Source organism: Dehalobacterium formicoaceticum (genome assembly GCF_002224645.1).
In the GTDB taxonomy this organism is placed as follows: Bacteria; Bacillota; Dehalobacteriia; order Dehalobacteriales; family Dehalobacteriaceae; genus Dehalobacterium; species Dehalobacterium formicoaceticum.
The window spans coordinates 1,236,752-1,250,340 of record NZ_CP022121.1 but is presented as its reverse complement, the minus strand read 5'-3'; the positions used below and the strand labels follow the sequence as shown (position 1 = coordinate 1,250,340).

Sequence of the window (13,589 nt, the reverse complement as noted above, 5' to 3'; positions counted from 1 at the left end):
TCCTACCGCCAGGGTCACTATCCATACGATTCTTCCACCTCTCCTTCATGATGTTATTTAAAAAATTAAATATTCTTTTTATCGAAACCAAAGTTTCTTAAAGCCACATCCTGATTGCGCCAATCCTTTTTAACTTTAACCCATAATTCTAAATATACCTTACTATCCAGTAGATTTTCAATATCAACTCGAGCCAATTTACCGATTTCTTTTAGCATACTGCCCTTTTTCCCAATAATAATGCCTTTTTGGGAATCCCGCTCCACATAAATTACGGCTCCGATATAAATCGTGTTCCCTTCTCTTTCCTTAAAATCCGTTACTTCTACCGCTACGGAATGAGGAATTTCTTCCCGAGTTAGGAATAGAACCTTTTCTCTGATCAATTCTGCCACAATGGCCTTTTCCGGTTGATCCGTGACCATATCTTCCGGATAAAATTGGGGCCCTTCCGACAAGTATTGTACCAAAATTTCCAACATATGATCTACCCCATCTTCCTTTAAAGCTGAAAGGGGCATAATTTCGGCAAAGGGAAATTTATTGCTGTATTCAGCAATAAGGGCTAACAATTGATCCCGGGAAATTAAATCAATTTTATTAATCACCAAAAAAACAGGGGTTTCCACTTTGCCCAATTGTTTAATAATGAATTCCTCTCCCGCGCCAAATTTTGATGTGGCATCCACCAGGTAAAGAATTACATCCACCTCATTTAAAGTCCGTTCTGCCACAGTAACCATATACTCCCCTAACTTATGCTGGGGCTTGTGAATGCCGGGGGTATCAATAAAAACAATCTGAGCTTCTTCCGTGGTATAAAAACCTTGGATCTTATTCCTGGTCGTCTGGGGTTTATCCGACATAATGGCAATTTTTTGTCCTAAAACTGCATTTAATAAGGTGGATTTTCCCACATTGGGCCGCCCGATAATGGTAACAAAGCCTGATTTGAAAACTGTCATGATTTCCCCCCTCCAATTTTTCCATGTTTTGACCGGAAAAATAATGAGGCAGCAGATCCCAGGCTTTTTCTACCTTTAATTCTCCAGCTTGATTTCTCATGATAATTTTCAGATCCGGATTGAATTCCACCAGAACCTGCCGGCAAGCTCCGCAAGGATAGGTAAAGGTTTCCGAATCTGAGACAATAGCCAGGGTATCAAAATCCCGGCAACCAGCCGCTACAGCGGAAAATACCGCTGTTCGTTCCGCACAGTTGGAAAGACCGTAGGAAGCATTCTCGACATTGCATCCGATAAATACCCTGCCTTCTTTGGTCAGCAAGGCCGCGCCCACCTGAAAACCGGAATAAGGGGCATAGGCCTTTTCCTTACCCTCTTCAGCCAGACTTAATAGTTTGAGCTCATCCATTACTTCACATCCTGCCATGATTATTGGTATTGCACATTATTACCCGTCCCGATAATTTCGATCCAGGTTTGCCCCGGTGTTAAGAGAAAATTCTTACCGGTCTCATCCAGAAACCGGGTTGGATTTTTTCCTTCTTTGACCCAGCGTCCCTCTTGGACTCGTCCGCGGGAAAAAAGCCACGCTCTTCCTTGACCTGTCAAATCGATTTTCAGGCGGCCTTCATTATCCAGGAGTTGCACCCTGGTTTCCTGTACTAGAATATTGGCTGCGGTTAAAGGAAGGGAAGTCTCCAGATCTACATGTTCCCGCTCCCCTATATATCTTTGATATAGATCTCCTTCTTCAGACAGTTTAAAGGTGACTTTGCTGGATGGATAGGTTAAAGTTACCTGGGAGGCCGAAGTGCCCTCAAGGCTCAAGCTCCCCTCCTGTTCCGGCAAAAAGGAAAATCCTTTGATAGTCTTTTGTTCATCCCAGCCCTTTTTTGTAATCTCCTGCCAAAGGTTTTTACTGCTGCTATATAGATTATGAGGGGCCTTGCGGCTTCGTTCCCGCCAAAACCCCTGGGCATGAAACATTTCGTTGATATGATCCAGATCTTCTCTTTTAAAAAATGTCTGAGCCTGGGGGCTTTCCCCCACATGAATAAATACCCCCTGCCATTCCTGGGCAATGGCAGCCAGATAAGGACGGGCGCTTCGGATGGGACCGATCTTTTCCGCCTGACCATGATAATAAAAAGCTAAGAATCGGGTAATCCCACCTTCCGCGGGAACCTCATAAATTAAATCTGCCTGACTCAAACCGGATTGGGGACGGGCTGCGGCTAAATTATCAATAGCAACTACCACCGGACGCAGAGGCAGTTCTTTAAGCGGGGTTCCGTCAAAAGGACAACGATAAGGAAATATTTCTTCTGCCGGCGGCTCCGTGGCATCTTCTTCATTATGCTCTACCATCGTCTCTTCTGGCGGGTTGGGTCCCGGAAAAAAGTAACGGCCGAAAACGCCAAACCCAATGAAAAGCACGACGAAAAAGACGATTATTCCTACGACCAGAGCTTGAACTTTGGGTTTCATGGGCTTCCCCCTCCATGTCTTATTTGAACAGCTGACAAATATTCGGCCCAAAAATAAGTATACCGATTAACACCGCACCCAGGCTAGCTAAAAATACAGCCCCGGCCGCTACATCTTTCGCAATTTTCGCCAAGGGTAAGTACTCCTCCGTGACCATATCCACAACGGCTTCCAAGGCAGTATTGACCATTTCCAAAGTAAGCACCATCAGCATCGTCAAAATCAAAATCGCCATTTCAATCCTGGTCAGGGATAACAAGAGGGCAAAAAACAAAACGACCAGCACAAAAAAACTGTGGATGCGCATATTGCGCTGGGTACGGTAGGCATGAATAATGCCGCTGAGCGCAAAACTTATGCTTTCTAAAAAATTACTTGATTTCTTGTGCATAGCTATTCTTCCCTGAATAAACCTAATTTTAATAAAACTTTTTCTTCTTTGCCGCGCATTTCCGTCCGTTCGTCTTCCGTCTCATGATCATAACCCAACAAATGAAGCATGCCATGGACCGTAAGAAAGCCCATTTCCCGTTCCAGGGAATGACCATATTCTTCCCCCTGCCTTTGCGCAGTCTCTACAGAGATGACAATATCCCCCAAAATTGGGTTGTCCTCCGGGACAATAAATTCCGGCAGATCAACGCCCGCCAAATCCTCTTCCATTGCAAAGGATAAAACATCTGTGGGCCGGTCAATCCCACGGTAGTTCCGGTTTAAGGAGCTGATCTCCCGGTCATCGACCAGAAGGATACTCACCTCCCACTCCATATGTTCGGCCTCTGCTTTCAGGACTTCTGCCACCACATCAGAGAGCAGCTTTTCCATTTCCGGCGGAAGGTTGATCTTGTCTTGTTGATTCCTGATGATTAACTCCATTTTTCAATTTCCCCTTTTCCATTTCTTTCGCGATCTGGTCAGGATATTCAATTCTGCTATGAAACATGCCGTTCAAAACTACTAAAAAAGCCTGGATAATGGCTTCAATATCCCTAAAGGTCAAATCACAATCACTTAATTGACCGTCATCCAGTTTGCTTTTAACAATTTCCCGTACCTTTGTTTCAATAGAGCCCTTGCTTGGTTTGTCCATAGCCTGGACTGCTGCCTGAACACTGTCTGCTAACATAATAATGGCCACTTCCTTATTCTGAGGTTTGTGTGCCTGATAGCGAAAATCAGATTCTAGAATACCCTCCCCTTTATCTCCTTCCTTGGCCTTATGATAGAAATAGGAGACTAAACTGTTGCCATGATGCTGTTCAATAATGTCCAAGATCAGCCGCGGAAATTTATGTTCCTTGGCCAGTTCAATGCCATCCTTCACATGCGAAATAATAATTAAAGTGCTCAGGGTAGGGGTAATTTTGTCATGGGGATTTTCGGCAGCCGGTTGATTTTCGGTAAAGAAATAAGGCCTTTTTATTTTTCCGATATCATGATAATAGGAGCCGACCCGCACCAAAAGGGAATCGGCACCAATGGCATCGGCCGCAGCTTCTCCCAGATTACCCACCAAAATACTATGATTGTATGTGCCCGGGGCCTCCATCATCAATCTTTTCATTAAGGGGTGACTGGGGCTGGAAAGCTCCAGGAGTTTGACGGAGGTAGTAATACCAAAAGCTGATTCTAAAAAAGGCAGTGTGCCAATGGTAAAAATAGATGCCAAGATTCCATTCAAAATCCCCATGGCCGCACCTATACCAATCACTGTTGGAGATTGACTCCAGATTAATCCAAAGACAATCACCGTTAAAGCGCTGACAAAGCCAATATCAATGCTGACCCGGACCAATTGGGATCTTTGAGTGAGACCCGCCACCCGATAAATTGCAACCAGGCCCCCGATTATGACCACGGTGCTGTAGACCATTTGGCCGTTAGTCATCACACCCAAATACAGACTAAGCAGAACCGTAATCAGGGAAGCAGTGCGCACATCCATTAAGATGGCGACTAACATGGAACAAGCAGCAATGGGAATAGCATAGAACACTTGGGCTGCGATTTCCGGCCTGTCTGAGATGTGAATTGAGCCGATAATTTTGGCGATTATTAAAGTCACATTAAGCAAAAGTCCAATCAGAATAATATTGGAATCTTGTTTTTGAATGATGGGCTTATAGCTTCTGATATAGTACATCAGTAAGCCATAAGTAATGACGACAAAGCCAAACAAGCCGACAAAAATTAATGCTGAGGTTCCTTCCCGCTGCAAACCCAAAAATTGCAGCGCTTCAATTTGCCCTGCCGTTACAACGGTTCCCTTTTCCACCAGCTTTTCTCCGGATCGCACCGTGACCTGTACCGGTTCTACCTGGGCTATTTTTAGCTCCACCTCTTTCGCTGTGGCTACCGGGTCGTAGACACGATTGGGTTCAAGCTTGGCCTGGTGCACAATCCCGGTTAAAAGTACCTTAAAAGCATCGTTGATATTAAGAGCAGCAACCTCTGCGGAAATTTCTTTTTCTACCGCTTCCAATTGTTCTTCTTTTACCTCTTCTGCCATAGCGAGCTCAATAATCCCAATAATTCCCGCTTCCAGTCCCTGAAGGGCAGCATCATTCCCTTGAATTAAAATTTTAAACTGCTCCGTGGTTAAAGTCTCTCCTAAGAGGGTCTCAATCTGGACTTTTTGCCCATCGGCTCCCAATGTCTGATCGTTTTGGATACTCTGAAACTTTTTAAACAATTCCTTAATTTCAGCGGTTATCCGAGAAAGAGCCTGGGGATCATCCCGGTATATCTGGGGTATTCCCTGGGCTGCATTTTTGCGCGCTTCTTCTGTTTTGATTTCACTGGTAAAAGTAACTGTGCCTCCGCCATAAAAAACATCCCTGGGGGCAATTGCCCCTTCTTCCAAAACCTCTTGATCCGGCAGAAAATTCATGCTCAGAATCATAAAACTTAGTAAGAAAAAGATGACCCACCAGAGAAAACGGCGTGCAGTATTATTATTGAAAAATTTTACTACGGAAGGGGGAGCATAACCTTTTAAATCCTGCCCCTTAAACATAGTCATCACTCCTTGGGAGTTACATTCCGTTTTTTTCATAAGCGAGAATAATTTTCTGCACCAATGGATGACGTACCACATCCGCTTGGGTTAAATAACAAAAATCGATCCCAGAAATATCCTGCATTATTTTTTGCACCTGAACCAAACCGGATTGCTGTCCCTGAGGCAAATCCACCTGGGTAATATCACCGGTTACCACGGCTCTGGAACCAAACCCGATTCTGGTTAAAAACATTTTCATCTGCTGAGGGGTGGTATTTTGGGCTTCATCCAAAATTATGAAAGCATCATCCAAGGTGCGGCCCCGCATATAAGCCAAAGGTGCTACCTCAATCGTATTTTTCTCCATTAATCTCTGGGCGGCATCCATACCCAGGGTGTCGTACAAACTGTCATAGAGAGGTCTTAAATAAGGATCTACCTTATCCTGTAAATCCCCGGGTAAGAAACCCAGTTTTTCTCCTGCTTCCACGGCAGGTCTGGTTAAGATGATCCGTTTCACATCTTTGTTCTTTAAGGCTACCACCGCCATTACCACCGCCAAATACGTTTTTCCCGTACCCGCCGGACCGATGCCGAAAACAAGACTGTTATTTCTTATGGACTGGATATATTGATACTGTCCCCAGGTTTTTGCCTTAATTTGTTTTCCCCGGGACGTGACATAAATATTTTCTGTTAATTTTTCTGCAATTTGTCTTTGATCCTGACTGATCACGCTCAAAGCGTAATTGATCGCAGGAGGTGTAATCATCACACCTGCCTTCGCTAAAGTAAGGAGATGTTCAAAAACACGCTGGGCCTTCTCCAATTCCTCGGGAGAGCCGGTGAGAATAACTTGATCACCGCGCACCACAACCCCCGCCTGAAGATTTTTCTCCAAAATTCTTAAGTTTTCATCTCTTTGGCCCAGCAAATTCGCCGCTTGCCCATTGCTGCCAATCGTCAACTTTAGTTCCTGATGCACCGTCAAAAAACGCATACCTCCCCGATAAAATTTGGCAATTATAGTTCACCTCATTATACATTCTTTTGAATTATTACTCAATGGCAAGAAATTTGCCAATTTCCTCTTCAGTTTCAATGACCACGAAAACTCTCTTTACCACATCCCCACCTTCATCTAAGGGTTTAACTTCCTGATTGACGATTTGGGCCTGAGGAGGAATTCTCTGTTGTATCGTTAGCAGTGCCTTTTGTACAGCCTGACTCTTTGCTCCTTCAGCACCCCAATTTTTTTCTGTGATTTTTCCTTCCCCATAGGTGGTAATGATGATTTCCAGAGGAGAACCTTTAGCTCCAGGCCAATTGATTTTTTTCGAAGTAATCTTCTCGGTGCCTAATGGATAGGGGCTTTCTTTGTCACCCCAAAGACCAAACTGCCGATCACCCCATTTTAAGGTAACGGAACGAGTACTTTTTCCCGTGAGCTTTTCTTCTTTTTCCACGATGGGGCATTCCCCATACCCCCGATACCAAACCTTAGCCCGGACAATACCATCAGCCCGCACCAATTCCGGTTCAGTGTCCGGAGATGGAGACGATGACGGAGGCGCCGCCTCCCCTGCTAGAGGCAAGATTAAACCGGAAATCAAAACCTCCCCTTTGGAAACCGTATCTCCGGAAGCAACCCGGGCCTGGCCGCGCATTACTAAGATTTCCGTAACCACTCCATCTTTAAACGCCACCACGTTACCCGGGGTTTTGTCCTTTTCCCCCGGCTCCGGCAGAACCTTTTCCACGATTTCAATTTCCACCTTGGTGCCCTGAGCGCTAACGTTTACCCAGGATAACTGGGGCATTTGATTCATTAAATATTTTTCCGTATCCGTAAAATCCATCAACCATTTAGGACGTCCAACCACCACCCCTTTTTCCCTGGCCAGACGCTTCACCGTTTCCGAACTCACATTTTTGATCGGTTCCTGGCTGGTCACATCAATAAAGAAAACAAAAGAAGAGAGAACATACAAACCGGCCAAAAAAAGGATGCCGCCGACGACCATGGATTTTCTCTTCTTAACAGACTTCAATTGAAAGGGCAGACCGGCCCTTCCCACGATGCGGAAAGAACAGCGGCTTTTTCGGGCTACATGCCGCAATGGCTTGATGGCAGATAAATGCACCTGGGCTTGGACAGTACCATCCTTCTTCCGCTTAATATCCCAAAGGTTCATGCCCCGCTGAAGGGCAATATTCAAAAAGCGTTCTACTCCTTCCCCTTTGATGCTGATGATCACATAACCCAATAAATAATTTAGCAGCTTTTTCACGGCGGTCTCTCCTAACCGGTAATTTTTATTTCCAGATGGGTGATTTCTCCGTTGATCATGATTTCATCCAATTGTATATTCCTCAGAACAAGGTCTTTTCCCTGAATCTCCAGATAGCCTCTGGTTACGGCGATCCTGATTTTGTTTTCACCATACTCCACGATTCCTTTATGATTTTCTATATTCAATTGAAGATTACCCAGCAGAGTGATCCGGGGTAAATTTAACGCAATATCCGTAGGAATTTCCAGGACATTGACAAAGGCGCTTTTAAATTTAGCCCGCTGGCTTTTGAGTATTTGCTTATTCCTTTTCAATCCAACGTCTCCCCTTCCTTATCACAATTTATTCCAATGAAGGGCAAGATATGAAAAAAGCACAACAGACGTTGTGCTTTTTACTAAACCATTTATTTAATTATTTTTGCAGAATTTTCAGCACTGCTTGCTCATCACAATCCGGAAATTTAGGACAATTAATACATTCTTTCCAGACCTTTTGGGGTAAAATGTTGTTTTCTACCTCCTGGAAACCGCATTTAGCAAAAAAAACCGGTTGATAAGTTAAAGCGAATAATTTTGGTAAGCCCAATGCCAGCGCTTCTTGCTCCAATAATTCCACCAGGTGACGGCCAATACCTTGTTTTGTATAAGAGGGATCAATAGCCAAAGACCGAATCTCTCCTAAATCATGCCACAAAATATGCAAGCCCCCGATGCCTGCCACAGTTCCCCCATCTTCTGCTACTGTAAATTCCCGCAAGTTTTCATATATAGAGCTGCGCGAACGAGCCAACATTAAACCTTGGTTAGCATAATTATAAATTAATCGATGGATAGATTCCACATCTGTCATTTTTGCTTTCCTATAGATCATGCTTTGTCTCCTCCCCCCCAAAATAAAATAAGCTTATTATATCACTACCTTTATTGATCATCAATATAGATTTTAGAAGCCTTTCGCAAACTCTGAATTTTTCTTTGATAAAATGACTTTTTCCATGCATTTTGGTAAAATAAAGCATACCAAACTATCATAGGAGGTCTTATCATGATACTATTCGAAAAGAAGGGCAAGGCCAACACCTCGGAAACCGTAGAAGCTACAGTTAAGAGAGCAAAGGAATTAGGAATCAAACACCTGGTAGTGGCATCATGTACCGGTGAAACAGCCCAGCAATATATCGGCTGTGGTTTGAATATTATTTGTGTTACCCATCATGTGGGTTTTCGTAATCCTGGCGAGGATGAACTTTCTCAAGAAAACCGCCTTTTATTCCAAAAGGAAGGGATCAAGGTTTTAACCACTACCCATCTCTTGGCAGGTGTAGACAGGGCATTACGTTTGAAGCATCAGGGAGTATATCCTGCTGAAATCATCGCCGATACCTTACGCATGTTTGGACAAGGGGCAAAAGTGTGCGTAGAAATAGCCGTCATGGCTCTGGATGCCGGACTGATCCCTTACGGTGATGAAATCATAGCAGTAGGTGGCACCGGGACAGGAGTTGATACCGGGATGGTCCTTACTCCGGCGCACAGCACTCATATCTTTCAAACCAATATTAAAGAAATTATCTGCATGCCCCGAGGCCATTAGGAAAGAACATCAAACCTCATATACCCTTAAAATTAATCAAAAAAGCCGAACTAATTTCGTCCGGCTTTTTTGATATAATAAACATCTCTCCATCATGATTAGGGGAGGAGCTTTAGCGAATGCTCCCATCCAAACCGATGGTTACTTCCCGATAAGGGACAATTTTCTGGGTGTTTAGCATGGCCTGTTTAACTGCCTGGACAATACCATTGCAGCAGGGAACCTCCATTTTTACTGCAGTAATACTTTTAATATCATTACCTGCCAAAATCTCTGATAATTTATCAGTATAATACTGATTGTCATCTAATTTGGGACAACCAATTACTACAGTATGATCTTTGATGAAATTCCGGTGAAAATCCCCATAGGAGAAGGCTGTACAATCTGCAGCAACCAAAAGATTGGCTCCATGTAAATAATCGGCTTTAGAATTGATGAGTTTCAGCTGCACCGGCCATTGAGTCAGTTCCGAAGGTCTGGATCCCGATGTATCCGGAGCTGCTTCCTTTTGGGTAACTTCCGTTGTTTTATCTCTTTTAATCATTTTGGCCATGGTGCCGGGGCATCCGCAAGGCAGCTTAGGCTCTTCCGAAGTGCTTTTATCCTCTTTCTCCTTCTTTAACGCCTGCACCGCATCATCATCATATGCATCTGCTTCTCTTTCAATCATTTTAATGGCATCGGTGGGACAGGTAGGAAGACAATCCCCCAAACCGTCACAGTATTTATCGCTAATTAAACGGGCTTTGCCGTCCACAATCTCTATGGCGCCTTCATGGCAGGCGGTAGCACATAATCCACAACCGTTACATTTTTCCTCATCGATCTGAATAATATTTCTTTTCATTTTTATTTCCTCCTCCGTTAAGCTTTAACCATATTATAAGATAGTTTATAATAGATCTATGTAACAAATGTTACGGAGAGAAAAACTTTTTAGAATTAGAAAGGAAGCTTTATGGAACAGTATTTATCTGTCTTGCAAAAAAGTCCTCTCTTTCAACAACTCAGTGACCGGGAAATCAAAGAACTCATGGAAAATGTTCCTGCCAAGGTTATGACATATCCCAAGGATGCCTTGATTGCCGAAGAGGGGGAAAACTGCGATCGCCTGGGAATGATACTGTCCGGGAAAATCGAAATTCAAAAAATCTACGCTTCAGGCAAAACAGTCACCATGGCTCATCTTAAGACAGGAAATATTTTTGGAGAAGCACTGATCTTTTCTAAGGTTCATCTCTATCCCGGCACTGTGGTCAGCCGCACTCCGGCTCAAATTCTCTTTCTTCAAAAGAGCGCTGTTATCTCTTTATGCCGCAGACATCCTGTCTTTTTGGAAAGCTTTATGAACCTGCTTTCGGAAAGAATCTTAATGCTGAACAAAAAAATCAAAGAACTTTCTCTGGGCACCATCAGACAAAAAATCGCCTATTTTCTCCTGGAGGAATACCAGAAGCAAGGAAAACTCACCATTCAATTGCCTTTTTCCAAAGAAGTAATTGCAGAACATATGGGTATTCAGCGTCCGTCTTTATCTCGGGAAATGATCAAAATGCGGGACGAGGGATGGATCGACATGAAAAAAAACACTGTTCACATCAAAGACCTTCAACAATTGACGGACTGTTTGCTGGAATAAACAGTGTTCTAAACATCTAAAAAACTCAATCCTTATACCGGACGGAAAACAATTCCTACAACCCCAGGTCCCGTATGGACTCCAATTACCGGTCCTACTTCTCCCAGACTAATATCTTTGAACCTACTGCTTTTTTTTAGTTCATTAAAAATATATCTTGCCTCTTCCAGAGCATCTCCATGCATGACAATCAATTTGAGTCTTTGTTTTTCTGCTGCTTCTTTAGCCAACTCCAATATTTTTTCCAGGGATCTTTTTCTGCCCCGGATCTTGGCCATTGTAAAATATTTCCCTTCCTCATTGACAGCAATAATCGGTTTTAAATCCAACAAACTCCCCATAGTTGCAGATACATAGCCGATACGGCCGCCTTTTTTCAAATACTCCAAAGTCTTGACAATAAATATGACAGATATATGCGCTCTGATTTCTTGTAATTTTGCTACGATGGACTCCAGGCTCACCCCTTGTTTGATAAAATCCGCTGCTTGTTGTACCAACAACCCAGTACCCATGGAGATAGTTCGGGAATCCACAACTTCAATATTTGTGTAGGGAAAATTATCCGCAGCTAAGCGTGCCGAATTTACGGTTCCGCTCAGACCGCTGGAAATATGAATAGAGAGGATTTCCTCATAACCTTCTTTGATTAATTGGGCGTAAAATTTACTAACTTCCCCTACCGAAGGCATGGATGTGGTCGGTACTTCCTGTTCCAATCTTTCATATATCTGCTGGGGTTGGATTTCCACCCGGTCTAAATAATCCCTGTCCCGATATACAACTTTCAGTGGTATGACATGGATATTATGTTGGCGCACGTAATCTGCCGTTAAGTCACTGGTACTATCCGTAACAAGGGCAATTTTCCTGACCACAGAAATCCCTCCTCATTAATTAAAATAATAATTACCTATTTAAGCATCATCTTTAACTAAATGCTATGGTCTTTTGCCCTTGATTTTCAAAGTTTTATTTTGCTCAATTTTATAACCAAACTAAAATTTTGGCCAAGGCTTCCCGCCCAAGATTTATAGCTGCTGAAACTGCTTGAGGGGCAGGACCTCCCGGCACATTCCTTGCTTCGACACATTTTTCCGGTGATATTTTTTCATAAATATCTTCTTCAAACACAGGCGAAAATTCTTTCATTTCCTCAAAAGTCAGCTCCTCGAGAGACTTGCCTTTTTGCTCACAGAATAATACCATTTTTCCTACGATCTCATGAGCCTCACGGAAAGGTACATTTTTGGCTGCCAGATAATCGGCAGCATCTGTGGCATTGATAAAGCCGTCGGTAACTCCTGAACGCATCACCTGTTTGTTGACTTTCATGGTTTCAATCATGGGGGCAAAGACTAAGAGACATTTTTTAACTGTATCCACAGCATCAAATAAGGCCTCTTTATCTTCCTGCATATCTTTATTATAAGCCAATGGGAGCCCTTTTAATACGGTAAGGAGACCCATTAAATCCCCGTAGACTCGTCCCGTTTTCCCCCGTACCAATTCTGCTACATCAGGGTTTTTCTTTTGGGGCATAATGGAAGAGCCGGTACTAAAGCCGTCATCCAGGGTAATAAACCTAAACTCGTTACTGGACCAAAGGACAATTTCCTCGGAAAAACGGGATAGGTGCATCATAATTAAAGAAGCTGCCCCGCAAAATTCCACGGCAAAATCCCGGTCACTGACCCCGTCCAAGCTGTTCATGGTAATCCCGGCAAAGCCCAATTGTTCCCGGACATAATTTCTGTCAATGGGAAAGGTGGTTCCAGCTAAAGCACCGGACCCTAAGGGCATCACATCCACTCGCTTAAAGCAATCCTGGAGACGCTCGATATCTCGGGTAAACATTTGAAAATAAGCCATCAAATGATGGGCAAAGGTTATGGGTTGTGCTTTTTGCAGATGGGTATAACCGGGCATCACTGTCGTCAGATGCTGATCCGCCAAATCAAGCAGCACTTCTTGTAAAGCAACCAGGAGTCTTGCCACTTCCTTAATTTCTTCTTTTAAGTATAAACGGATATCAAGGGCGACTTGATCATTTCTGCTCCGGGCAGTATGCAGCTTTTTACCTGCCTCACCTACTCGTTCCGTCAGTATTTTTTCGATATTCATATGAATATCTTCCGCATCTACCTCAAATGTTACCAGGCCTGCTTCAATATCCTGCTGAATAGATTCCAGCGCTCTTGCCAATTGATCCGCTTCCTCTATGGTGATAATTCCTTGTTTGCCCAGCATCCGGGCATGGGCTATGGATCCTTGAATATCCTGACGATACAATCTTTGATCAAAAGAGATCGAAGAATGAAAATCTTCAACCAAATAATCGGTTTTTTTGGCAAACCGTCCGCCCCACAATTTCATAATCAAGCCCCCGCTTCATCCTCATTTTCTTTGAAGAATTTCTGAAAATCCTTGTTCTCCTGTAGTATATCAAATTAAACAGCCAATGAAAATAATCACGGGCTTTTATCAAGAATTTTTCCACCCTGGTTCCATTTAAAAGGATATTGCTTTTTTATCGCGAAAATAGGAGATAATACTTATAAACAGAGTTTTTGGTATTAGTGGCAGTTAGTTATCAGATAAAT

The 13,589-nt window shown here is 43.3% G+C and carries 15 protein-coding genes; 2 read left to right on the top strand and 13 right to left on the bottom strand.

Features of this window, described 5'->3' with window-relative positions; genetic code table 11:
- Window positions 1-65: 65 nt before the first annotated feature.
- From era to CEQ75_RS06115, 10 genes are all read right to left on the bottom strand, one after another.
- The gene (era, locus tag CEQ75_RS06160) at window positions 66-965 is read right to left on the bottom strand and encodes a GTPase Era (protein WP_089609549.1); all 900 of its coding nucleotides are present in this window, start codon (window positions 963-965) and stop codon (window positions 66-68) included.
- The gene (gene cdd, locus CEQ75_RS06155; protein WP_089609548.1) at window positions 856-1,374 is read right to left on the bottom strand and encodes a cytidine deaminase; all 519 of its coding nucleotides are present in this window, start codon (window positions 1,372-1,374) and stop codon (window positions 856-858) included. Before cdd ends, era begins: the two co-directional genes overlap by 110 nt.
- A gap of 20 nt (window positions 1,375-1,394) precedes the next feature.
- Window positions 1,395-2,453, bottom strand: a complete 1,059-nt coding sequence (locus CEQ75_RS06150; RefSeq protein ID WP_089609547.1) for a DUF3048 domain-containing protein — start codon at window positions 2,451-2,453, stop codon at window positions 1,395-1,397.
- 19 nt (window positions 2,454-2,472) lie between these two features.
- Window positions 2,473-2,844: a diacylglycerol kinase family protein gene (locus tag CEQ75_RS06145; protein WP_089609546.1), complete on the bottom strand. Its 372-nt coding sequence runs from the start codon at window positions 2,842-2,844 to the stop codon at window positions 2,473-2,475.
- 2 nt (window positions 2,845-2,846) lie between these two features.
- Window positions 2,847-3,329, bottom strand: a complete 483-nt coding sequence (gene ybeY / locus CEQ75_RS06140) for an rRNA maturation RNase YbeY (RefSeq protein WP_089609545.1) — start codon at window positions 3,327-3,329, stop codon at window positions 2,847-2,849.
- Complete coding sequence (locus CEQ75_RS06135) at window positions 3,259-5,469, bottom strand: HD family phosphohydrolase (protein ID WP_198306646.1); 2,211 nt, start codon at window positions 5,467-5,469, stop codon at window positions 3,259-3,261. The genes ybeY and CEQ75_RS06135 overlap by 71 nt, the downstream gene beginning before the upstream one ends.
- A 19-nt stretch (window positions 5,470-5,488) precedes the next feature.
- A complete protein-coding gene (locus CEQ75_RS06130) occupies window positions 5,489-6,439 on the bottom strand; it encodes a PhoH family protein (protein ID WP_198306699.1) in 951 nt (316 codons plus the stop codon).
- 73 nt (window positions 6,440-6,512) lie between these two features.
- Window positions 6,513-7,745 carry a sporulation protein YqfD gene (gene yqfD / locus CEQ75_RS06125; RefSeq protein ID WP_089609542.1) on the bottom strand — a complete coding sequence of 411 codons (1,233 nt, stop codon included), beginning with the start codon at window positions 7,743-7,745 and terminating at the stop codon, window positions 6,513-6,515.
- A gap of 11 nt (window positions 7,746-7,756) precedes the next feature.
- Window positions 7,757-8,062 (bottom strand): sporulation protein YqfC, encoded by a 306-nt coding sequence (yqfC, locus tag CEQ75_RS06120; protein WP_242965386.1) that lies wholly within the window; start codon window positions 8,060-8,062, stop codon window positions 7,757-7,759.
- 100 nt (window positions 8,063-8,162) lie between these two features.
- The gene (locus CEQ75_RS06115) at window positions 8,163-8,621 is read right to left on the bottom strand and encodes an N-acetyltransferase (RefSeq protein ID WP_089609541.1); all 459 of its coding nucleotides are present in this window, start codon (window positions 8,619-8,621) and stop codon (window positions 8,163-8,165) included.
- A gap of 174 nt (window positions 8,622-8,795) precedes the next feature.
- Here CEQ75_RS06115 and CEQ75_RS06110 point away from each other — a divergent pair, with 174 nt between their 5' ends.
- Entirely contained in the window at window positions 8,796-9,344 is a 549-nt protein-coding gene (locus tag CEQ75_RS06110; protein WP_089609540.1) for a pyruvate kinase alpha/beta domain-containing protein, read from the top strand.
- Window positions 9,345-9,456: 112 nt separating this feature from the next.
- Here CEQ75_RS06110 and CEQ75_RS06105 read toward each other — a convergent pair whose 3' ends face one another.
- Window positions 9,457-10,194, bottom strand: a complete 738-nt coding sequence (locus CEQ75_RS06105) for an ATP-binding protein (RefSeq protein WP_089609539.1) — start codon at window positions 10,192-10,194, stop codon at window positions 9,457-9,459.
- A 111-nt stretch (window positions 10,195-10,305) separates the two neighbouring features.
- Between CEQ75_RS06105 and CEQ75_RS06100 the strand changes: the two genes are divergently transcribed.
- On the top strand, window positions 10,306-10,986 hold the full coding sequence (locus CEQ75_RS06100; RefSeq protein WP_089609538.1) for a Crp/Fnr family transcriptional regulator: 681 nt from the start codon (window positions 10,306-10,308) through the stop codon (window positions 10,984-10,986).
- A gap of 32 nt (window positions 10,987-11,018) precedes the next feature.
- Here CEQ75_RS06100 and CEQ75_RS06095 read toward each other — a convergent pair whose 3' ends face one another.
- Both CEQ75_RS06095 and argH read right to left on the bottom strand, forming a co-directional pair.
- Complete coding sequence (locus CEQ75_RS06095) at window positions 11,019-11,864, bottom strand: DegV family protein (protein ID WP_157677349.1); 846 nt, start codon at window positions 11,862-11,864, stop codon at window positions 11,019-11,021.
- 109 nt (window positions 11,865-11,973) lie between these two features.
- Window positions 11,974-13,362, bottom strand: a complete 1,389-nt coding sequence (gene argH / locus CEQ75_RS06090) for an argininosuccinate lyase (RefSeq protein ID WP_089609536.1) — start codon at window positions 13,360-13,362, stop codon at window positions 11,974-11,976.
- Window positions 13,363-13,589: the final 227 nt, after the last annotated feature.

What these genes read in the sequence shown, in the direction of transcription:
- era (WP_089609549.1), bottom strand. Translation starts at nt 965, where the DNA reads ATGACAGTTTTCAAATCAGGCTTTGTTACCATTATCGGGCGGCCCAAT.
- cdd (WP_089609548.1), bottom strand. Translation starts at nt 1,374, where the DNA reads ATGGATGAGCTCAAACTATTAAGTCTGGCTGAAGAGGGTAAGGAAAAG.
- CEQ75_RS06150 (WP_089609547.1), bottom strand. Translation starts at nt 2,453, where the DNA reads ATGAAACCCAAAGTTCAAGCTCTGGTCGTAGGAATAATCGTCTTTTTC.
- CEQ75_RS06145 (WP_089609546.1), bottom strand. Translation starts at nt 2,844, where the DNA reads ATGCACAAGAAATCAAGTAATTTTTTAGAAAGCATAAGTTTTGCGCTC.
- ybeY (WP_089609545.1), bottom strand. Translation starts at nt 3,329, where the DNA reads ATGGAGTTAATCATCAGGAATCAACAAGACAAGATCAACCTTCCGCCG.
- CEQ75_RS06135 (WP_198306646.1), bottom strand. Translation starts at nt 5,469, where the DNA reads ATGTTTAAGGGGCAGGATTTAAAAGGTTATGCTCCCCCTTCCGTAGTA.
- CEQ75_RS06115 (WP_089609541.1), bottom strand. Translation starts at nt 8,621, where the DNA reads ATGATCTATAGGAAAGCAAAAATGACAGATGTGGAATCTATCCATCGA.
- CEQ75_RS06110 (WP_089609540.1), top strand. Translation starts at nt 8,796, where the DNA reads ATGATACTATTCGAAAAGAAGGGCAAGGCCAACACCTCGGAAACCGTA.
- CEQ75_RS06105 (WP_089609539.1), bottom strand. Translation starts at nt 10,194, where the DNA reads ATGAAAAGAAATATTATTCAGATCGATGAGGAAAAATGTAACGGTTGT.
- CEQ75_RS06100 (WP_089609538.1), top strand. Translation starts at nt 10,306, where the DNA reads ATGGAACAGTATTTATCTGTCTTGCAAAAAAGTCCTCTCTTTCAACAA.
- argH (WP_089609536.1), bottom strand. Translation starts at nt 13,362, where the DNA reads ATGAAATTGTGGGGCGGACGGTTTGCCAAAAAAACCGATTATTTGGTT.